The sequence below is a fragment of the Halalkalicoccus tibetensis genome, assembly GCF_037996645.1.
Classification (GTDB): Archaea; Halobacteriota; Halobacteria; order Halobacteriales; family Halalkalicoccaceae; genus Halalkalicoccus; species Halalkalicoccus tibetensis.
Window position 1 is genome coordinate 269,886 of the sequence record NZ_JBBMXV010000003.1, and the last position, 18,028, is coordinate 287,913.

Genomic DNA, 18,028 nt, shown 5'->3' on the forward strand with positions numbered 1-18,028 from the left:
GCCCCGTCTCCGGTAGTGCAGCCCGCCCGCATCGAGAGCGAGTTCCCCGCGCCCTCCTACCGCGGCAACCAGCGCGAGGCCCTCTCGGACATCCGCCGCGCCTTCGAGGCCGGCAACGACGTGGTGCTCGTGCGCGCGCCCACGGGCAGCGGCAAGTCGCTTCTAGCCCGCGCGATCTGCGGGGCCGCCCGGACGGTCGAGGAGGCGGAACCAAAGCAGGCCACCGGCGCGTACTACACCACTCCGCAAGTATCGCAGCTCGACGACGTGGCGGGCGACCCCCTCCTCTCGGACCTCCAGGTGATCCGCGGGAAGGGCAACTACACCTGCATCCTGCCCGGCGAGGAGACCACGCCCGTGAACCGCGCGCCCTGCGTCCGCGAGCGGGGCTACGACTGCTCGGTCAAACACCGCTGTCCGTACTTCTCCGATCGTGCGATCGCCTCCAACAGGGCGATCGCGGCGATGACGCTCGCCTACTTCATGCAGACCGCCGGCTCGGAGGTCTTCAGGACGCGCGACGTCTGCGTGATCGACGAGGCCCACGGGCTCGCCGAATGGGCCGAGATGTACGCGACGATCGACCTGGGGCCCCGAACCGTCCCGATGTGGGAGGAGCTCTCGGTCCCGGAGGACCCCTCGGTTTCGCGTGCGGCCCGCTACGCCGAGTCGCTCTCTCAGACGTGTAGCCACCGGAAGGACGACCTGCTCGCCCAGGAGGAACTCAGCCCCGAGGAGGCCGCAGAACGCGATCGCCTCCAGGAGCTGATCGGCGAGCTCGACTGGTTCGTGAAGGATTTCCGGGACCCCGACAGCCCAACGACGTGGACCGTCGACCAGGGCGAAGGGCGCTCCCTCGCGATCAAGCCGATGAACCCCGAGCGCTACCTCTCCCATACCGTTTGGGACCGCGCAAACCGCTTCGCCCTGCTCTCGGCGACGATCCTGAACAAGGAGGCGTTCTGCCGTGGCGTCGGCCTCGATCCCGACCGTGTCGCGCTAGTCGACGTCGGCCACACGTTCCCCGTGGAGAACCGCCCCCTGTACGACGTCACGCAGGGGAAGATGACCTACGACGAGCGCGACGAGACGATCCCGAAGGTCGCCCGCGTGCTCGTCCGGATCATGGCCGAGCACAGTACTGAAAAGGGGATCGTCCATGCCCACTCGTACGCGATCCAGGACCGCCTCGCCTCGTTGCTTTCGGACTTCGGCGTCGGCGACCGGGTGCGGACCCACGACCGCGAGGACCGCGACGCGGCCCTGGAGGCCTGGAAGGAGAGCGAGGGCGCGGACGTTTTCCTCTCGGTGAAGATGGAGGAAGCGCTCGATCTGGCGGGCGACCTGGCGCGCTGGCAGGTGATCTGTAAGGCACCCTATTTGAACACGCGCGACTCGCGGGTCGCCCATCGCCTCGAACGTGGTCAGTGGGCGTGGTACCACCGTGCCGCGCTGCGGACGGTGATCCAGGCCTGCGGGCGGGTCGTGCGCTCGCCCGACGACTACGGGGCGACCTATCTGGCGGACTCGAGCCTGCTCGACCTCTTCGAGCGCGCGCGAGGCGACATGCCCCCGTGGTTCACAGAACAGGTCGATCGGATGGGCTCGCCGGAGCTACCCTCCTTCGAGTCGAGCGCGGGGACCGACCGCGGCGACCCGGGTCGACCGACCGGATCGCGGTCTGGCCAGTCGTCCCGGTCGGCCCCCTCGCGATCCGGGGGAACGTCCGGCGGTTCGGGCGCATCGGGATCGAAAACGAGCGGGTCGAACCACCCGCTGAACGACGTCTGGGGCGACGGTTAGATCAGCGCGACGCCGGCGATCATCGACCCGACCATCAGGAGGACGAGCCCGAGCGCGACGATCTGTTGTCTGTCCATACCTCCCTTCAGCGACTCGGCGTAATTAACCGCTACGGCCGACCCGCGCGTCGACGACGACGTGGGCGACCCCCGCGCTGTGGCTCTTGACCCGCCGCGTATCGAGGATCTCGACCCCCCTGCCGGCGTTCGCCGCCGCCTCCCGGAGCCGCGAGACGGGCCGGTCCCAGAGCTCGGCCTCCGGGGTCGCCTCGTGCATGTGAAGGACGCCACCGTCGCGAAGCGCCCCGAACGCGCTCGGGAGGTACTCGTAGGACCCGTCCGCCTCCCCGTTCCCGTCGACCCGTGGCTCGGCGGCGTCGTAGTAGCCCATCACCACCCGGTCGACTCCCTCCTCGACCTCTACGTCCCGGCAGTCCGCCCGGTAGGCGTCGATCCGGTCCTCGACGCCGTTCAACACTGCGTTCTCGAGCAGGTAGCGAAAGGCGACGGGGTTTCGTTCGACCGCGATCACGCGCGCGCCGCCGCGCGCCATCGGCAGCGCGAAGTAGCCGATCCCGGCGAACATGTCCAGCACGCGCTCGCCCTCCTCCACTATCTCCCCCATCCGGTGGCGCTCTCGCTTGTTGCCCGGCGAGAACATCACCCGCGCGAGATCGAGCGCGTACTTCGTCCCGTGTTCGGTGTGGATCGTCTCGGTGTCGCCCGCGCCGGCCACGACCCGAACCGAGGGCTCGCGGTGCTCGCCCGAGATTCCCCCGCGTGCGAGGACGGTGTCCGCGCCGCCATGCAGCTCCAGCAGCGCCCCGCCGACCTCCGCCTCGCGCGGACAGCCCGCGAGATCCACGAGGATCACGCTCCCGATCACGGCCCACGAGCCGGGGACCCGTTCGATCTCCGCGTCGCTCCAGCCCTGCTCGGCGAGCAGGTCCTCCAACCCGGGCGCGCGTACCTCGGGCTCGGGCTGGCGGATCACCTCGTGGACATCGGTTTCCGTGGGGGGATGGGTCACGGGCAGGGCGAGCGCCCCCTCGCCCGCCTCGCGGACCGTCCGGGACTCGTCGTAGACTCCCTCCTCGCGGAGCGCGGCGATCGCCCGCTCGCCCTCGGGTTTGGGGACGATCGCCGCGAGCGGGTCGTCGCTCATTCCGGCCCGTCCTCGGGGACGGCGTGCAGCCCGGCGCGGCTCTTCAGCACCGAGACGGTTCCCGTCTCCGTCTCGAGGAAGTCGGGTCGGGGGATCGTTTTCGACTCGTAGGTCTCGGGGTCGAGCACCTGGACCGCCCGCTCGTCCTCGACCGAGACGAGGGTCGTTCGCTGGGCGTCGTCGATCCGGCCGAGCCGGCGCGCGTCGGGCGAGTCCCCGTCCTCGAAGCCCGACTCGTAGCGCCCGCCGGTCGCGAGCCGGCGGCCCTTCACGGTGCCCCGTGCGCTCCTGACCAGCACCGGCCCGTCGCCGTCCTCGGGGTCGATGACGTCGCCCCTGGTGAAGGGCGGCAGACGGACCGCGTAGGTAACCCGGTAGACCTCGTTGCCGTCCTCGTCCTCGGTGACGAGCGTCTCGGAGCTCTCGAAGCCCCCGCCGAAGCGGTTGACCAGTCGCTGGGAGATCTTCTTGCCGATGTTGGTGGTCGAGACCTTCACGTCGACGCCGTCGTCGGTCTCGGTGATCTCGGTGACGAAGGCGTCCCGGTCGCCCGTCGCCTCCATCTCCTCGACGACGGTATGGGAGATCTCCTTTGCGGCCTCGCGCTCCTCCTTCGTGGGCGTCCGGTCGCTCGCGCGGAGCTGGACGACGCTCGCGTAGTAGCTGCCGGCGATCCGGCCACAGCGCGTGCAGGTCTCGCGCGCGATCGTGGTCGGGACGACGACGTGTTCCTCGATCGGCTCGCCGCGAACCACACCGGTAAAGAAGGAGTGCATCCGGATCGTGTTCTGGTCGACCTGTTCGGGCTCGACCTGCCAGGCGATCGACTCGGCGTCGAGATGTACCCCCAGCGACTCGCTGACGGCGTCGATCGCCACGTCGGTGTAGTCCTCGGCGCCGACGTCGACCCAGCGGTTGCCCCGATGAACGGCGCCACACTGTGCACACACCCGGACCGTCAGCTTCTCGGGCGCGTCGACGAGCTCGAAGTCCTCGAAGTAGCAGGCGTCACAGAGCCCCGTCTCGCCGGCGGCGGGCGCGCCCGGCAGCTCCGGACGATCGCCGCCCTCGACGGGGTCGCCACAGCGAGGGCAGAAGGCTGATCGGCTCATACCCGAGCTACCCGTTTGAATCGGTTAAGCGTCGCGCTCCGTCAGGAGAGCTGTGGCAGCTTGCTCTCCGGGGCGATCTCGTCCCAGCTCACCCGCCCGCGATCGAGGACGCAGTCGGGATCGAGCGCCGGGTCGTCGAGCACCGTCGCTGCGGTGAAGATCGGCCCGCGTAGCTCCCCCGGCTCGACGTCGGCGACGGGCGTCGCGCCCGGTCCGGTCGCCGACCCGGCGACGATCCGTCCGACGTGGCCGAACGCCTCGTGTGGCCCGCAGTGGAAGTCGTAGACCCCCTCCTCCTCGAACGTGTAGAGCCAGTAGGCCCCGCCCGCGAGCACCGGCGAGGAGAACGGCGGAACGCCGTCGGGGACCCGCTGGGTCATCCCCGGCGCCGGGTGGTAGGCCGTCACCGAGCGATGGGGCGTCGTGAGGTCGAACCGGACGGTGTCGCCCGGCTCGATGGCCAGCCCCGTCGGCTCGAAGTAGAACTCCGGTATCTCCCCGCCCTCCCGGGGCCGGATCAGCGCCTCGACCGTGTGATCGACCCCGACCGGCGCCTCGACGTCCGCCTCCAGCGCGCTGAACCCGAAGACCGGATGGATGCCGTCGCCGGAGATCAGCTCGGCCGGGGGCCCCTCCTGGCCCGCCGATGCCGTGGTCCCCAGCCCCACGAGCACGGTCCTCGCCCCGAGCGCCCGCAGCACCTGTCGCCGTTCGGTTCTCCCGCCAGTCAACTGGCTGTCACACATGGCCAGAGACCTCTCTACGCGTAGTAAATCAACATTTATCACGAATGGACCACGCGTAACGTATCGGTCGAAACGGTCGTCTACCGATAGTTCACTCGACGAGCGCTATCGAGACCTCCTCGTCGGCGGCCTCGCTCCAGGAGTGCTCGGGCTCCCAGCTGAGGGTTTCGCGGGCTTTCTCCGTCGAGAAGGCCGCCTCGTCGCCCGAGAGATCGCACTGCTCGGGAAGCTCCCCGAAGAACTCCTTGATCGCCTCCGTGGTCGGGCGGTCGAGGTAGTTCTCGTCGGCGACCGCGAGGAACGCCTCGTGGCCCGAGAGGTCGCTTTCGAGCGCCGCGACGACCATTCCGGCCACGTCCCGCGCGTCGACGTACGACCAGAAGTTGCCCGCGCCGTCGGCGAGGTCACGGCCCTCCCGGCAGTGGTACTGCCCCGGAGCCTGGATCCACGAGGGGCGGATCGAGGCGACCGGGACGTCGTATCAGCGGGCGACGGACTTCCCGACCTCCTCGCCGACGACCTTCGAGAGCCCGTAAGGGTCCTCCGGGCGAAGCGGGTGTTCCTCGGTGATCGGCAGGGAGTCGGGCAGGAACGGCTCCGCCGCGAAGGGGAACCCGTAGGTGCTCTCGCTGGAGGCCCAGACGATCCTCGCGCCCACCTTTCCGGCCGCCGTGAGGGTGTGATACGTGCTCATGGCGTTCGTCTCGAAGACCCGTCCCTCGGGGTGGCGCGTCGGGGAGGGATAGGCCGCGAAGTGGACGACGGCCTCGGGGTCGAACTCGGCCATCAGGTCGAGCGCCTCGGCGCGCTCGGTCAGGTCGGCCTCGCGGAACTCGATTCCCTCTTTCCCCTGGGCCTGCCAGCCCGGATGCGAGAGGTCGACGCAGACGACTCGCCAGCCCTCGCGCGCCAGTCGGTCGACGACCCATCTCCCCGCGTGACCCAGCCCCCCGGTGACGATCGCGACGTTTCCGTTCTTCATAGTTTCCGCTTCGGGCTCCGGGGCGCCGTCACAAAGCGTTACGGACGGCGGTGTCGTGAGCGAAATACTCAACCCTTTAGATGTTCGGGACCGTAACGCGGGTATGCAGTGGCAAACGGACTGGGGTCTGCGCGGCCGAATGGTCTTCACCGGCTTCCTGCTGTTCGCCCTCTACATCGTGTTCGCGGGGCTGTTGGTCGCGTACTTCGGCAACATCGTCCCCATGCTCGTCATGCTGGGCGGGTTCTCGCTGGTGCAGTACTACTTCAGCGACACCCTCGCGCTCAAGAGCATGGGCGCGCGAACGGTGGACGAGAACGAGTATCCCGAGCTCCACGACACGATCACGCGCCTCTCGCGGCAGGCCGACCTGCCCAAGCCGACGGTTGCAGTGACGGACTCGCGGGTGCCAAACGCCTTCGCGGCCGGACGTAACCAGAAGAACGCCACCGTCTGCGTTACTACTGGTATCCTGCAGGCGCTCTCCGAGGAGGAGCTGGAGGGCGTGCTCGCCCACGAGCTGGCCCACATCAAGAACCGCGACGTGATGGTCATGACCATCGCCTCGTTCCTCTCGACGCTCGCCTTCATCGTCGTGCGCTGGGGCTGGCTGTTCAGCGGCGGCGGCGACGCGCGCAACCAGGCGCCCGTCTGGGTGGCGATCCTCGTCTCGCTGGTGGTCTGGGTGATCAGCTTCCTGCTCATTCGTGCGCTCTCGCGCTACCGTGAGTACAGCGCGGATCGGGGCGCAGCGATGATCACCGGCAAACCGAGCGCCCTCGCGAGCGCCCTGATGACCATCTCCGGGCGCATGGACAAGGTGCCAAAGGAGGACATGCGCGAGCAGGCCGAGATGAACGCGTTCTTCATCATCCCGATCCGCTCGGGCTTCATCGGCAAGATCGCGAGCACCCACCCATCGACCGAGAACCGCATCGAGAAACTCCGCGACCTCGAACGCGAGCTCGAGACGGCCTGATCGACGACGGGATCGGGAGAAACGTTTTGTTCGTCGACTGCCATCTACGTCTGGATGAGCCTCGGAACCTGGGCCAAGGAAAACCCGATCTTGGCGATCGTGGCGATCGTCTTCGGTGCCGGTATCCTCACCACGGGGATGGTGTTCGGGACCGGCCTGCTGATCGTTCTCGCGGCCGAGGCGCCGTTCGTGCTGCTCGTTCTGTTGTTCGTCGCGCTTCTGGCCGTCGGTCTCGCCGTCCGATCGGGGCTGGCGCTCGGTGGCGAGGACGAGGAGGACGAGGAACTCGATCCGTTGACCGAGCTCGAGCGACGATACGTCCGCGGCGAGATCACCGAGGAGGAGTTCGAACACCGCCTCTCGACGCTTCTGGACGCCGAGGAACGGGCGGGGCGGGACGCCGAGCTCGAAGCCGGCCACGAGTACGCGCTCGAAACCGAGCGGTAGGCCGGCGAGCCTTTGTATCGCGGGGGACATGCAGTCGACATGGGCTTCATGGACACCGTCCGCGCCATCTTCGGCAACAGCGCGGAGCACGACGCCACGCGCGAGGCCGACCCCGAGGACCTCTTCGGGATGAGCACGGCCTACATGACGATGGAGGCGGACCTCGACTACCCCAACGAGGGGACCGCCGCGCTCTGTTTCTCGAGCGTCGACAGCACCGACTTCGAGGACACCCTCCGGGAGGTCCGGGACATCCTCGAGGCCGGCGAGGCGGAGACCGGCACCGGCGCCTCGATCCGCATGGACCAACAGGGCTACCACTGGGTCGTCCTCGAGGACTCGGACCCGGAGGACCTCGTCACCAGCATCCACTTCGCGGCCGACACGTTCATCGAGCGGGGCTACGGCTCGCGGCTGCTGGCGGCGCTGTTCGCCTTCGAGAACGACTCGCGGCACGTCTACTGGGTGTACTCCTTCCGTCGCGGCGCCTACTACCCCTTCGCGCCCGAGCGCGGGCGCGAGCGCGATCAGTCGACCGAGTTCAAGCTCCAGAGCGTGCTCGACGGCGAGCTCGGCGTCGAGGACGACACCTCCTACTGGTATCCGATGTGGCCCGACTCGCCGCGCAAGCATCCCTGGGAGTGAGCGCCCCCGATACGCCTTGAACGCTCGGTCCGATCCGCATCGATCCCCACGCCCGCATGCATCTTCACTTCCACCACCCTGTTAACGAGACTTTATACGGGTATGGGAACAAGGGAGGAGTATGGCAGCAGAACCAGACCTCGAAGACCTCCCCGGCGTCGGCCCCGCAACCGCGGAGAAGCTCATCGACAACGGTTACGACTCCTACACCGGGCTCGCGGTCGCGAGCCCCGCGGAGCTCTCGAACACCGCGGACGTCGGCGAGTCGAGCGCGGCGGACATCATCCGCGCCGCCCGCGAGGCCGCGGACGTCGGCGGCTTCGAGACCGGCTCGTCGGTGCTCGAACGCCGCGAGCGCATCGGCAAGCTCTCCTGGCAGGTCCCCGAGGTCGACGAGATGCTCGGCGGCGGCGTCGAGACCCAGTCGATCACGGAGGTCTACGGGGAGTTCGGTGCCGGCAAGTCCCAGGTCACCCACCAGCTCGCGGTGAACGTCCAGCTACCCAGCGAGCAGGGCGGCCTCGAGGGCAGCGCGATCTTCATCGACAGCGAGGACACCTTCCGCCCCGAGCGGATCGACGACATGGTCCGCGGGCTCGAGGACGACGTCCTCGAGGCGATGCTCGCCGACCGCGAGATCGAGGGCGGCGCGGGCGACGAGGCCGCGCTCGACGCGCTCGTCGAGGACGTTCTGGACAAGATCCACGTCGCGAAGGCGTTCAACTCCAACCACCAGATGTTGCTGGCCGAGAAGGCAAAGGAGCTCGTCGCCGACAACGAGGACTCCGAGTGGCCCGTCCGACTGGTCTGTGTCGACTCGCTGACCGCACACTTCCGCGCGGAGTACGTCGGCCGTGGCCAGCTCGCGGAACGCCAGCAGAAGCTCAACAAACACCTCCACGACCTCTCGCGGATCGCCGACCTCTACAACACCGCGATCCTCGTGACCAACCAGGTCGCCTCGAACCCCGACTCGTTCTTCGGCGACCCGACCCAGCCCATCGGCGGGAACATCCTCGGCCACAAGTCGACCTTCCGGATGTATCTGCGCAAATCGAAGGGCAACAAGCGGATCGTCCGCCTCGTCGACGCGCCGAACCTCGCCGACGGCGAGTCGGTCATGCGCGTCGAGGGCGCCGGTCTGAAGCCCGAGTAATCCTGTTCCTTTTCCGGTCCCCGCCGACGAATACGTGAACCCGCGGCCCCTTCACGGGGTATGGCCCACGAGATCACCCTGGAGTGGCCCGACGACCGCGAGGAAGCGTTTCCGGTCGAGGAGAACGAGACGGTCCTCGAGGCCGCGGCCCGGGCGGGGATCCGGCTCCCCTACGACTGCCGGAGCGGGACCTGTGCGGAGTGTGTCGGACAGGTCTTGGAGGGACGTATCGAACACAGGGGAATGCCGCGCGCACTTGAGCGGAGCGACCTAAAGGATGGGTATGCGCTCCTGTGTATCGCCGTTCCACACGCGGACTGTCGGATCAGAACCGGCTCGCGGCTCAAGGCCGAGCTCGGGTCGAGCCCCTGGGGTTAGTCCTCGGTCGTCGTCTTATCGAGGTCCTTCTCGCCCTGATGGATCTCCGCACCGTCCTGGACCACTTTCTCGGCGAGCACCGCACACTTGATCCGCATCGGGCTGATCTCGATGCCGAGCATCTCGGTGATGTCGTCCCGATCCATCTCGGCGAGCTCCTCTAAGTTCATGCCCGGTAGTTCCTGGGTCAGCAGGCTCGCACTGGCCTGGCTGATCGCACAGCCGTCGCCGGAGAAGGCGACGTACTCGATGGTCTCGCCGTCCTCGGCGAGCACGACGTCGACCCGGATCTCGTCGCCACACATCGGGTTCTCCCCGACGTGCGAGAAGCTGGGATCCTCGAGCTCCCCGTAGTTCCGGGGGTTCTTGTAGTGATCGAGGATCTGCTCGCGGTACATGTCCGATCCCATGCTCATAGTGGAACCGAGTACGGGAGTGGCCGGCAAAAGGGTTCCGCAGGGCTATCTGAGGGCGTACAGCGAGCCGTCCGTGCTGCCGACGTAGAGGCTCCCGTCGACCACGGCCGGCGAGGAGAACGTTACCTCGCCGATCGGGACGCTCCACTCGTTGGTCCCCTCGGCGCCGTCGAGCGCGTAGACGACCCCTTCCCGATTGGCGACGAACACCCGATCGCCGGCGACGGTCGGCGAGGACCAGACCTCCGCGCCGGTCTGGAAGCGCCACTGCTCGCTCCCGTCGCCGACGTCGAGCGCGTAGACCGCCCCGTCGCGGTTCGCGCCATAGACGACCCCGTCCGCGACCGCCGGCCCCGAGCCCGTCCAGTCGCCGGTCTCGAGGCGCCAGCGCTCCGCGCCGGTTTCGGAATCGAGCGCGTGGAGCACCCCGCCCCTGTCGCCGACCAGGGCCGTCCCCTCGGAGACGGCGGCCGGCCCCTCGAACTCCCCGGCCCCGTCGACGCTCCACAGCTCCTCGCCGGTCTCGGCGTCCAGCGCGTAGAACGTCCCGTCGAAGCTCCCGACGAAGACGCGTCCCTCCGAGACGGCGGGACTGGCGACGACCTCCGCGCCGGTCTCGACCTGCCACTCGTTCTCCCCGAGCGCGTAGACGAACCCGTCGTCCGCGCCGACGTAGACGGTCCCGTCGACGATCGCCGGCGAGGAGCCCACGTCGCCGCCGGTTGCGAAGGAGCCTGCCTCCTCGCCGCTCTCGCGATCGAGCGCGTGAACCGTATCGGCGAACCCACCGACGTACGCGAACTTGCCCTCGACGGTGACCGACGAGAAGGCGTTCCCCCCGGTGTCGAACGACCAGTTCTCCTCGCCCGATCCGGCGTCGAGCGCGTAGAGCGTCTCGTCGTAACTCCCGACGTAGACGGTCCCGTCGGCGACCGTCGGCGAGGCGTAGATCGCCCCGTCCGTGTCGGACGTCCAGGCGACCTCGGGGTCGTCGGGACCGCTCGATCCGGGCTGGTGGCCCGTGTTCTCCGGGTCCGCTCGGTAGGTCGGCCAGTCCTCCATCCCTTCCCCGCCGTCTTCTTCGTCCTCTTCCTCGCCGTTATCGAGCGGCTCTTCCTCCTCGTCCCCGGGTTCGTCTTCGGATGGATCGCCGTTCTCGCCGGTAGCGTCATCCCCGTCGTCGGTACAGCCCGCGAGGCCACAGAACGCACCGGTCCCGAGCGTGTAGAGCAGCCGCCGCCGTCCCGCGTCCGGACTCCCGTCCATGGCACGGCACTCACGCCGAGCGGCCCTGAGCGTTTCGATCAGTCCGCCACACGACGAAAGGTGGACACTAAGCACTCCGGCCCTCTATCGCCGGTATGGACTCAGATATCGACTTCGCCCGTGCGAAACGCCTCAGGCGATTGGTGTTCGGGTTGGCCGCCCTGTTCCTCGTCGCCCTCACCGTCGGAACGAGCCTCGTTTTCGCGGGCTATCCGGGATTCGGCATTACGCTGGTCGCCCTCAGCCCGCTCGCGCTCGTCGCTGCCGGAGTCCTGCTGTATCGGGGCTGAGACCGACCCCTCCTGGGAACGTTCGCCTACGCGAACAGCTGGCGCGCCTCACCGGAGCGACTACGTCGCTCCGAGCGTTCGCTCGCTTCGCTCGCGAACACGTCGACCGCCGATCCCCTTTCGTGAACGTTCGCTTACGCGAACAGCTGGCGCGCGTCGTCGACCGCCTCGACCAGCCGATCGACCTCCTCGCGGGTGTTGTAGAGGTAGAAGGAGGCCCGCGCGGAGGCCGCCGTCCCGAGCTTGTCGTGCAGCGGCTGGGTGCAGTGATCGCCCGCCCGGATCGCCACGGCGTGGTCGTTCATGATCGAGGCCAGGTCGTGGGCGTGAACGCTATCGAGGTTGAAGCCGATGAGCCCGCCGCGGTTCCCCGCCTCCTTCGGCCCGTAGACCTCGATGTCGTCGAACTCCGAAAGTCGATCGAGGGCGTACTCGGTGAGCCACTCCTCGTGGGCCTGAATCCGCTCCATACCGATTTCCTCGAGGTACTCCACCGCCTGCTCGAGAGCGATCCCCTGGGCGATCAGCGGCGTGCCGGCCTCGTACTTCCAGGGGAGGTCGTTCCAGGTCGACTCCTCGTAGGTGACCTTGCGGATCATCTCGCCGCCGTAGAGGAACGGCTCCATCGCCTCGAGGATTGCCTTCTTCCCGTAGAGACAGCCGATCCCGGTGGGACCGGCCATCTTGTGGCCCGAGAAGGCGTAGAAGTCGGCGTCGATCGCCTCGACGTCGACGGGGCGGTTCGGGACGGCCTGCGCGCCGTCGACGAAGATCAGCGAGTCGTTCTCGTGGGCCAGATCGGCGAGCTCCCCGACGGGGTTGATCGTGCCGAGCGCGTTCGAGACGTGCACGACGGAGACCATCCGGGTGTCCTCGCCGATCAGCTCGCGGGCGTGGTCCATGTCGAGCTCGCCCCCCTCGGTGACCTCGATATACCTGACCTCGGCGCCCGTCCGCTTCGCGATCTGCTGCCAGGTCACCAGCGAGGCGTGGTGCTCCATCTCGGTCAGCACGACCTCGTCACCCTCTCCGAGTTCGTTCAGGCCCCAGGCGTAGGCGACGAGGTTCTCGGCCTCGGTGGTGTTCTTCGTGAACACCATCTCCTCGCGCCCGCCCGAAGCGCCGACGAACTCGGCCACGGTGTCGTGGGCCTCCTCGTAGGCGATGGAGGCCTCCTGGCTGAGGTGGTGGATCCCGCGGTGAACGTTGGCGTTGGTCTCGCGGTAGTAGTCCGCGATCGCGTCGATCACCGGCTCGGGCGTCTGCGTGGTGGCGGCGTTGTCGAGGTAGACCAGCTGGTTGCCGTCGAACTCCCGTTCGAGGATCGGGAACTCCCCCCGGATCCGTTCGACGTCGAGCGGCGCGGATTCCTGAATGCCCATTGCTAGATGGGTAGGCTTCGAGGGAGAACATTCCTTCGGTCCGCACGGGGCGGCGTAACCGCGATCCGTTACATCCGCAGGAACTGCGCGTGAGGGACCCCGTCGATGTCGAGGACGTTCGCCTCCTCGACGTGGCCCCGATCGATGGCGAGGGAGACCGATCGCTCGCCGACGAGGTTGCCCACGCTCGCGCGCGCGAGCGTCGTCGCGACCCGCTCCTCGCCGGCCTCCTCGCCGCCGTAGAACTCCTCGGTCACCGTGATCGAAACCTCGCCGTTCTCGAAGGTCTCGCCCAGGACGTCGCGATCGCAGACCGAAACCAACAGCCCTTTCGGGGTCTCGCGCTCCGTGAGGATCATCGCTCCAGCAGCTGCTGTTCGCCCTCGCTGCGCAGCTCTTCTGCCTCCTCGGCCAGCTCCTCGGCCTGTTCGTCCTCCCCGAGTTCCTCGTGGGCGCGGGCCTTCTCCTCGAGCAGGTCGGCGTTCCTGAGCCCCAGGCGCATCGCGTTGTCGAAGCAGTTGACCGCCTCCTCGGCGAGCCCGCGCTCGAGCAGGAAGAAGCCGCGGTTGTACCAGGCGTGGGGGAAGCGGTTGTCGATCTCGACGGCGCGCTCGGCGTGTTCGAGCGCCTGCTCGGTCTTGCCGGTCTCCCAGAGCGCGTACGCGAGGTTGGTCTCGGCGACCGCGGCGTGCTCGGAGTCCTCGTCGATCCGCAGCGCCTCCCGATAGGCGCCGATCGCCTCGTCGTACTCCTCCGTCTCGGCGTGGGCGACGCCCTTGTTCGCCCAGGCCTCCTGGGCCTGGGACGAGTCCTCGTCGGCGAAGCGCGCCGCGCGCTCGAAGGTCGTCGTCGCCTGCTCGTGGCGGTTGATCTCCATGTAGTTGAGCCCGACGTCGATCAACGCGTCGACGTCGATGTCGTCCCGGTCGACGTTGTGCTCGTCGAGCAGGTCGGTCAGCACCCGCGAGTCGACGGGATCGACCTTCTCGGGGTCGACCTTGAGCTCCGGGGGCTCGAGGTCGAACTCCCCGTAGGCGTCGTCGAACCCCTGACCCTCGGAGAAACGGTGGTCTCGGTCCTCTTGATCGGTCATGGACGGGGTAGGCGGGGGCGCGGGGTAAGGCTTACGTCGAAAGCCCTCGCGGCTGCTTGGCAGCAGCCGCTCGCCCTTTTCATTTCCAGCCAGGTACCGCCTAGTCGCGGTGCGCGATTGCGCACCGCTCTCGGGGACGCCAGCCCTCCCCCGTCCTTCTCGTGCGGGCGGCGAAGAGTGCCGCCCGCACTCGAACCGGCCGCCGCACCGCGACAGTCCCGCCCACCCACACCGATTAGTCGATCACCGTCCAATCCCCATCATGCGCCTGTTCGTCAGCATCGACCTCCCCGACGAGTTCGCAGAACCGATAGCCGACATCCAGGAGGAGCTCTCGGAAGCCGAGGGGATCCGCCCCACAGACCCCACCCAGACCCACGTCACGCTGAAGTTCCTCGGCGAGGTCGAGGAGGGCCGCGTCCCCGAACTCGAGGAGGCCCTCGAGACCGCCGTCGCCGAATCGGACGTCTCGCCCTTCGAGGCCGAATACGGCGGGCTGGGGGTCTTCCCCTCGCTGGAGTACATCAGCGTCGTCTGGCTCGGGGTTCGCGAGGGAGGCGAGGCGATGGCCCGACTCCACGAGGCGATCGAGCGCGAGACGGTCGATATGGGGTTCGACCCGGAGGATCACGAGTTCACGTCCCACGCGACGGTCGCGCGGATGGACCACGCCGGCGGCAAGGAACACGTCCAACGGCTCGTTCGCGAGCGCGATCCGACCGTGGGTCGAGCGGAGGTCGGGGAGATCCGCCTGACGGAAAGCGAACTCGCCTCCGACGGCCCCGTCTACTCGACCGTCGCGTCGATCCCGCTCTGATCCGTTCGGGCTCGCTGGGTGGCTATATTCATTCCGTTGATGTGATAGTTTTATTATGTTTAGGATGCTATACGTCGCTATGGTACGATGCGACCGCTGTGAAGCGTACGTTTCGCGGGACTACGCCCGCGTGTTCGGTGACAACCAGGACGCCGTCACGAGCTGCCCGAACTGCCGGGCCGGCTGGGACGAAGGCTCCGAATCGACCGATCAGGGCTCCGAGCGCAAACTGAGCTTCCGGATGAGCGAGTTCGACTCCGAGGAGCACGCGGTCGAGACCGACGACGCGAGCCCCGCCGGGGATCCGTCGGCCTCCGAGGGCGAGGACGACGGCCCGTTCGGCCGCGTCGGCCGGGCGGTATCCGGCCTGTTCTGAGCGCGAAGGGACAGGATTTTATGCGCCGGCGGGGTAACAGCGGGTACTATGGGCAAGAAATCGAAGGCGAAGAAGAAACGGCTGGCGAAGCTCGACCGCCAGAACTCGCGCATCCCCGCGTGGGTGATGCTCAAGACCGACCGCAACGTGACGCGAAACCCCCAGCGGCGAAACTGGCGCCGTAGCGACACCGACGAATAATGAGCGCCAGCGACTTCGAGGAGCGGGTTGTCACGGTGCCGCTGCGCGACGCGAAGGCCCAGGCCAGCCACGAACGCGCCGGCAAGGCCATGAAGATCGTCCGCGAGCACCTCGCGCAACACTTCTCGGTCGAGGAGGAGGCGATCCGTCTGGATCCCTCGATCAACGAGGCCGTCTGGGAGCAGGGGCGGCGTAACCCGCCGAGCAAGCTCCGCGTGCGTGCGGCCCGCTTCACCGAGGACGGCGAGGCGCTCGTCGAGGCCGAGCTCGCGCGATAGTGCTTCGCACCGCCTTTTTCGGCTCGTCGTCGGTCGGCGTCTTCGCCCGCGCGACCGACGACGCGCTCCTCGTGCGCAACGACGTCGAGGACGATCTGCGCGAGGAGTTCGAGGAGGAGCTCGGGGTCCCGTCGGTCGCGACGACCATCGGCGGCGCCAGTACCGTCGGGGCGCTATCGGTGGGCAACTCGAAGGGGCTGCTGGTCAGCAGCCGGATCACCGACGCCGAACGCGAGGCGATCGGGACGGTGAGCGACCTGCCGATCACCGAGCTCCCCGGGCGGATCAACGCCGCGGGCAACGTCGTGCTCGCCAACGACAACGGCGCGTACGTCCACCCGGACCTCCCGCGGGAGGCCGTACAGGCGGTACAGGACGGACTCGACGTTCCCGTCGAACGCGGCGAGCTCGCCGGTCTCCGCACCGTCGGGACGGCCGCGGTGGCGACGGACGACGGCGTGCTCTGTCACCCGAAGGCCACCGACGGGGAGCTCGACTTCCTCGAGGAGCATCTCGGCGTCTACGCCGACATCGGGACGATCAACTACGGCGGGCCGCTCGTGGGGTCGGGGCTGGTCGCGAACGCCTCGGGCTACGTCGCCGGTCGGGACACCACGGGCCCCGAGCTCGGGCGGATCGAGGACGCGCTGGGCTATCTCGACTAGGAAGATACTTCCGACTCGCGGGCCCAGTCATAGGCATGACGTTCGTTTCTCACAACACGGTGATCGCGCGATGAGCATGGGTGGCGGCAACCCCGAACTGCAGCAGCTCTCCGAACAGCTCCAGGAGCTCGACGCCCAGCAGGAGTCGCTCGAGGCCGAGATCGAGGAGCTACAGGACGAACAGACGGAGATCACCGACGCGGTCGACGCCCTCGAGTCCCTCGAGACGGGCTCGACGGTGCAGGTCCCCGTCGGCGGCGGCGCGTACGTCCGCGCGACGGTCGACGACATCGACGAGGTCGTCGTCGACGTCGGCGGCGGCTTCGCCGCCGAGCAGGAACAGGAGGACGCGACCGATACCCTCCAGGAGAAGCGCAACCGGCTCTCCGAGCGGATCGACGAGGTCGAGGCCGAGATGGACGAGGTCGAATCCGAGATGGACGAGGTCGAGCAGCGCGCCCAACAGGTCCAGCAGCAGGCCCAACAGCAGGCGATGCAGCAGATGCAGCAGCAACAGAACGACGAGTAGATAGATGTTCGACGGGCTGAAGGAGAAGATCGGTCGCTTCCGCGACGACGTCGAGGAGGAAGCCGAGGAGGATGAGGTCGCCGACAGCGCCGAGTCCGAGGATCGTCCCGAGGGGGCGACCGCCGAAGCAGGCGCCGCGACCGAGCCCGACACGTCGGCGTCCGCCGAGGCGGCCCCCGACGCCGAACCCGAACCGGCGGGATCGGGCGAGCCCGTCGAGCCCGAGCCGACGGCCGAACGCGACGGGGCGGCCGAACCGGCCGCCGAGCCCGTGGACGACGCGGAGCCGAGCACCGATTCCGATCCGGAACCGGAGTCCGAACCCGAGCCGGACGCGTCGGAGGGGAACTCCTCGAGCGGATTCATGCACCGGGCGCGTTCGCTCGCGACCGGCCAGATCGTCATCGACCCGGAGGTCATCGAGGAGCCCCTCGACGACCTGGAGTTCGCGCTGCTCGAGAGCGACGTCGAGTTCAGCGTCGCCCAGGAGATCGTCTCGAACCTCCGCGACGACCTCGAGAACGCGACCCGCGGGATGACCCAGACGGTCGAGGAACGGGTCGACCAGGCGCTCCGGGAGGCGCTTCTGGACGTGATCAGCGTCGGCCAGTTCGACTTCGAGCAGCGCATCGCCGAGGCCGAGAAGCCCGTCACGATCATCTTCACCGGCGTCAACGGCGTCGGCAAGACCACCTCGATCGCGAAGCTCTCGCGGTATCTCGAGGAGCGGGGCTACTCGACGGTGATGGCCAACGGCGACACCTACCGTGCGGGCGCCAACGAGCAGATCCGCGAGCACGCCGAGAACCTCGATACGAAGCTCATCTCCCACGAGCAGGGCGGCGATCCCGCGGCGGTGATCTACGACGCCGTCGAGTACGCCGAGGCCCACGACATCGACGTGGTGCTCGGCGATACCGCCGGACGCCTGCACACCAACGAGGGGCTGATGGACCAACTGGAGAAGATCGAGCGCGTCGTCGGCCCGGACATGACGCTGTTTACCGACGAGGCCGTCGCCGGCCAGGACGCCGTCCAGCGCGCGAAGAAGTTCAACGCAACCGCCGAGATCGACGGCGCGATCCTCACGAAGGCCGACGCCGACGCCAACGGCGGCGCGGCGATCTCGATCGCGTACGTGACCGGCAAGCCGATCCTCTTTCTGGGGACCGGACAGGGGTACGACGACGTCGAACGGTTCGATCCCGAGTGGCTGGCCGACCAGCTGGTCGGCGAATGAGCGTTCCGATCCCGATCGTTCACGGACGTTTACATGACGGATCCGTAACGCAATGCCTACGGC

22 protein-coding genes and 1 pseudogene are annotated in these 18,028 nt (G+C 68.1%); 14 read left to right on the forward strand and 9 right to left on the reverse strand.

Annotated elements, in window-relative coordinates; translation table 11 throughout:
- Nucleotides 1-15 precede the first annotated feature (15 nt).
- Nucleotides 16-1,803, forward strand: coding sequence for an ATP-dependent DNA helicase (locus WOA58_RS09870; protein WP_340604026.1), 1,788 nt, complete (start codon nucleotides 16-18; stop codon nucleotides 1,801-1,803).
- Nucleotides 1,804-1,905: 102 nt separating this feature from the next.
- Here WOA58_RS09870 and WOA58_RS09875 read toward each other — a convergent pair whose 3' ends face one another.
- The 4 genes and pseudogenes from WOA58_RS09875 to WOA58_RS19065 form a co-directional block, all read right to left on the reverse strand.
- A complete protein-coding gene (locus WOA58_RS09875) occupies nucleotides 1,906-2,967 on the reverse strand; it encodes a class I SAM-dependent methyltransferase (RefSeq protein ID WP_340604027.1) in 1,062 nt (353 codons plus the stop codon).
- Nucleotides 2,964-4,079, reverse strand: a complete 1,116-nt coding sequence (locus WOA58_RS09880; RefSeq protein ID WP_340604028.1) for a 60S ribosomal export protein NMD3 — start codon at nucleotides 4,077-4,079, stop codon at nucleotides 2,964-2,966. Before WOA58_RS09880 ends, WOA58_RS09875 begins: the two co-directional genes overlap by 4 nt.
- Before the next feature lie 41 nt (nucleotides 4,080-4,120).
- Nucleotides 4,121-4,825 carry a cupredoxin domain-containing protein gene (locus WOA58_RS09885; RefSeq protein ID WP_340604029.1) on the reverse strand — a complete coding sequence of 235 codons (705 nt, stop codon included), beginning with the start codon at nucleotides 4,823-4,825 and terminating at the stop codon, nucleotides 4,121-4,123.
- A gap of 91 nt (nucleotides 4,826-4,916) precedes the next feature.
- A pseudogene (locus WOA58_RS19065) lies at nucleotides 4,917-5,807 on the reverse strand (NAD-dependent epimerase/dehydratase family protein).
- 103 nt (nucleotides 5,808-5,910) lie between these two features.
- On the opposite strand from WOA58_RS19065, the gene htpX reads away from it, so the two are divergent.
- The 5 genes from htpX (at nucleotide 5,911) to WOA58_RS09920 (ending at nucleotide 9,412) form a co-directional block, all read left to right on the forward strand.
- Nucleotides 5,911-6,786 carry a zinc metalloprotease HtpX gene (gene htpX, locus WOA58_RS09900; RefSeq protein ID WP_340604032.1) on the forward strand — a complete coding sequence of 292 codons (876 nt, stop codon included), beginning with the start codon at nucleotides 5,911-5,913 and terminating at the stop codon, nucleotides 6,784-6,786.
- A 54-nt stretch (nucleotides 6,787-6,840) separates the two neighbouring features.
- Nucleotides 6,841-7,233, forward strand: a complete 393-nt coding sequence (locus tag WOA58_RS09905) for an SHOCT domain-containing protein (protein ID WP_340604033.1) — start codon at nucleotides 6,841-6,843, stop codon at nucleotides 7,231-7,233.
- 39 nt (nucleotides 7,234-7,272) lie between these two features.
- A complete protein-coding gene (pspAB, locus tag WOA58_RS09910; protein WP_340604034.1) occupies nucleotides 7,273-7,878 on the forward strand; it encodes a PspA-associated protein PspAB in 606 nt (201 codons plus the stop codon).
- A 121-nt stretch (nucleotides 7,879-7,999) separates the two neighbouring features.
- Complete coding sequence (radA, locus tag WOA58_RS09915; protein WP_340604035.1) at nucleotides 8,000-9,034, forward strand: DNA repair and recombination protein RadA; 1,035 nt, start codon at nucleotides 8,000-8,002, stop codon at nucleotides 9,032-9,034.
- 60 nt (nucleotides 9,035-9,094) lie between these two features.
- Nucleotides 9,095-9,412, forward strand: a complete 318-nt coding sequence (locus WOA58_RS09920; protein ID WP_340604036.1) for a 2Fe-2S iron-sulfur cluster-binding protein — start codon at nucleotides 9,095-9,097, stop codon at nucleotides 9,410-9,412.
- On the opposite strand, the gene WOA58_RS09925 is transcribed toward WOA58_RS09920, so the two are convergent.
- Nucleotides 9,409-9,828 (reverse strand): iron-sulfur cluster assembly scaffold protein, encoded by a 420-nt coding sequence (locus WOA58_RS09925; RefSeq protein ID WP_340604037.1) that lies wholly within the window; start codon nucleotides 9,826-9,828, stop codon nucleotides 9,409-9,411. The two genes, WOA58_RS09920 and WOA58_RS09925, sit on opposite strands and share 4 nt — an antisense overlap.
- Nucleotides 9,829-9,873: 45 nt before the next feature.
- Nucleotides 9,874-11,094 carry an outer membrane protein assembly factor BamB family protein gene (locus tag WOA58_RS09930; RefSeq protein WP_340604038.1) on the reverse strand — a complete coding sequence of 407 codons (1,221 nt, stop codon included), beginning with the start codon at nucleotides 11,092-11,094 and terminating at the stop codon, nucleotides 9,874-9,876.
- Nucleotides 11,095-11,189: 95 nt separating this feature from the next.
- Here WOA58_RS09930 and WOA58_RS09935 point away from each other — a divergent pair, with 95 nt between their 5' ends.
- Nucleotides 11,190-11,384, forward strand: coding sequence for a hypothetical protein (locus WOA58_RS09935; protein ID WP_340604039.1), 195 nt, complete (start codon nucleotides 11,190-11,192; stop codon nucleotides 11,382-11,384).
- Between the two features lie 134 nt (nucleotides 11,385-11,518).
- Here the strand turns inward: WOA58_RS09935 and WOA58_RS09940 are convergent, their stop codons facing one another.
- From WOA58_RS09940 to WOA58_RS09950, 3 genes are all read right to left on the reverse strand, one after another.
- On the reverse strand, nucleotides 11,519-12,760 hold the full coding sequence (locus WOA58_RS09940; protein ID WP_340604591.1) for an aminotransferase class V-fold PLP-dependent enzyme: 1,242 nt from the start codon (nucleotides 12,758-12,760) through the stop codon (nucleotides 11,519-11,521).
- A 74-nt stretch (nucleotides 12,761-12,834) separates the two neighbouring features.
- Entirely contained in the window at nucleotides 12,835-13,125 is a 291-nt protein-coding gene (locus tag WOA58_RS09945; RefSeq protein WP_340604040.1) for a DUF424 domain-containing protein, read from the reverse strand.
- Nucleotides 13,122-13,859, reverse strand: a complete 738-nt coding sequence (locus WOA58_RS09950; RefSeq protein WP_340604041.1) for a tetratricopeptide repeat protein — start codon at nucleotides 13,857-13,859, stop codon at nucleotides 13,122-13,124. Before WOA58_RS09950 ends, WOA58_RS09945 begins: the two co-directional genes overlap by 4 nt.
- A gap of 262 nt (nucleotides 13,860-14,121) precedes the next feature.
- Here WOA58_RS09950 and thpR point away from each other — a divergent pair, with 262 nt between their 5' ends.
- From thpR to ftsY, 7 genes are all read left to right on the forward strand, one after another.
- Complete coding sequence (gene thpR, locus WOA58_RS09955; protein WP_340604042.1) at nucleotides 14,122-14,676, forward strand: RNA 2',3'-cyclic phosphodiesterase; 555 nt, start codon at nucleotides 14,122-14,124, stop codon at nucleotides 14,674-14,676.
- A 79-nt stretch (nucleotides 14,677-14,755) separates the two neighbouring features.
- Nucleotides 14,756-15,052, forward strand: a complete 297-nt coding sequence (locus WOA58_RS09960; RefSeq protein ID WP_340604043.1) for a DUF7563 family protein — start codon at nucleotides 14,756-14,758, stop codon at nucleotides 15,050-15,052.
- Nucleotides 15,053-15,100: 48 nt separating this feature from the next.
- A complete protein-coding gene (locus WOA58_RS09965; protein ID WP_340604044.1) occupies nucleotides 15,101-15,253 on the forward strand; it encodes a 50S ribosomal protein L39e in 153 nt (50 codons plus the stop codon).
- Nucleotides 15,253-15,531 (forward strand): 50S ribosomal protein L31e, encoded by a 279-nt coding sequence (locus WOA58_RS09970; RefSeq protein ID WP_340604045.1) that lies wholly within the window; start codon nucleotides 15,253-15,255, stop codon nucleotides 15,529-15,531. Before WOA58_RS09965 ends, WOA58_RS09970 begins: the two co-directional genes overlap by 1 nt.
- A complete protein-coding gene (locus WOA58_RS09975) occupies nucleotides 15,531-16,196 on the forward strand; it encodes a translation initiation factor IF-6 (RefSeq protein ID WP_340604046.1) in 666 nt (221 codons plus the stop codon). Before WOA58_RS09970 ends, WOA58_RS09975 begins: the two co-directional genes overlap by 1 nt.
- 76 nt (nucleotides 16,197-16,272) lie before the next feature.
- The gene (pfdA, locus tag WOA58_RS09980; RefSeq protein WP_390220953.1) at nucleotides 16,273-16,725 is read left to right on the forward strand and encodes a prefoldin subunit alpha; all 453 of its coding nucleotides are present in this window, start codon (nucleotides 16,273-16,275) and stop codon (nucleotides 16,723-16,725) included.
- Between the two features lie 4 nt (nucleotides 16,726-16,729).
- The gene (gene ftsY, locus WOA58_RS09985) at nucleotides 16,730-17,965 is read left to right on the forward strand and encodes a signal recognition particle-docking protein FtsY (protein ID WP_340604048.1); all 1,236 of its coding nucleotides are present in this window, start codon (nucleotides 16,730-16,732) and stop codon (nucleotides 17,963-17,965) included.
- Nucleotides 17,966-18,028 lie beyond the last annotated feature (63 nt).

Bases quoted from the DNA above. Each gene is read 5' to 3' on its own strand.
- pspAB (WP_340604034.1), top strand. From the start codon at position 7,273: ATGGGCTTCATGGACACCGTCCGCGCCATCTTCGGCAACAGCGCGGAG.
- WOA58_RS09930 (WP_340604038.1), bottom strand. From the start codon at position 11,094: ATGGACGGGAGTCCGGACGCGGGACGGCGGCGGCTGCTCTACACGCTC.
- WOA58_RS09970 (WP_340604045.1), top strand. From the start codon at position 15,253: ATGAGCGCCAGCGACTTCGAGGAGCGGGTTGTCACGGTGCCGCTGCGC.
- WOA58_RS09905 (WP_340604033.1), top strand. From the start codon at position 6,841: ATGAGCCTCGGAACCTGGGCCAAGGAAAACCCGATCTTGGCGATCGTG.
- WOA58_RS09935 (WP_340604039.1), top strand. From the start codon at position 11,190: ATGGACTCAGATATCGACTTCGCCCGTGCGAAACGCCTCAGGCGATTG.
- ftsY (WP_340604048.1), top strand. From the start codon at position 16,730: ATGTTCGACGGGCTGAAGGAGAAGATCGGTCGCTTCCGCGACGACGTC.
- WOA58_RS09885 (WP_340604029.1), bottom strand. From the start codon at position 4,825: ATGTGTGACAGCCAGTTGACTGGCGGGAGAACCGAACGGCGACAGGTG.
- WOA58_RS09920 (WP_340604036.1), top strand. From the start codon at position 9,095: ATGGCCCACGAGATCACCCTGGAGTGGCCCGACGACCGCGAGGAAGCG.
- WOA58_RS09965 (WP_340604044.1), top strand. From the start codon at position 15,101: ATGGGCAAGAAATCGAAGGCGAAGAAGAAACGGCTGGCGAAGCTCGAC.
- WOA58_RS09875 (WP_340604027.1), bottom strand. From the start codon at position 2,967: ATGAGCGACGACCCGCTCGCGGCGATCGTCCCCAAACCCGAGGGCGAG.
- htpX (WP_340604032.1), top strand. From the start codon at position 5,911: ATGCAGTGGCAAACGGACTGGGGTCTGCGCGGCCGAATGGTCTTCACC.
- WOA58_RS09945 (WP_340604040.1), bottom strand. From the start codon at position 13,125: ATGATCCTCACGGAGCGCGAGACCCCGAAAGGGCTGTTGGTTTCGGTC.
- WOA58_RS09950 (WP_340604041.1), bottom strand. From the start codon at position 13,859: ATGACCGATCAAGAGGACCGAGACCACCGTTTCTCCGAGGGTCAGGGG.
- radA (WP_340604035.1), top strand. From the start codon at position 8,000: ATGGCAGCAGAACCAGACCTCGAAGACCTCCCCGGCGTCGGCCCCGCA.
- WOA58_RS09925 (WP_340604037.1), bottom strand. From the start codon at position 9,828: ATGAGCATGGGATCGGACATGTACCGCGAGCAGATCCTCGATCACTAC.
- thpR (WP_340604042.1), top strand. From the start codon at position 14,122: ATGCGCCTGTTCGTCAGCATCGACCTCCCCGACGAGTTCGCAGAACCG.
- pfdA (WP_390220953.1), top strand. From the start codon at position 16,273: ATGGGTGGCGGCAACCCCGAACTGCAGCAGCTCTCCGAACAGCTCCAG.
- WOA58_RS09960 (WP_340604043.1), top strand. From the start codon at position 14,756: ATGGTACGATGCGACCGCTGTGAAGCGTACGTTTCGCGGGACTACGCC.
- WOA58_RS09880 (WP_340604028.1), bottom strand. From the start codon at position 4,079: ATGAGCCGATCAGCCTTCTGCCCTCGCTGTGGCGACCCCGTCGAGGGC.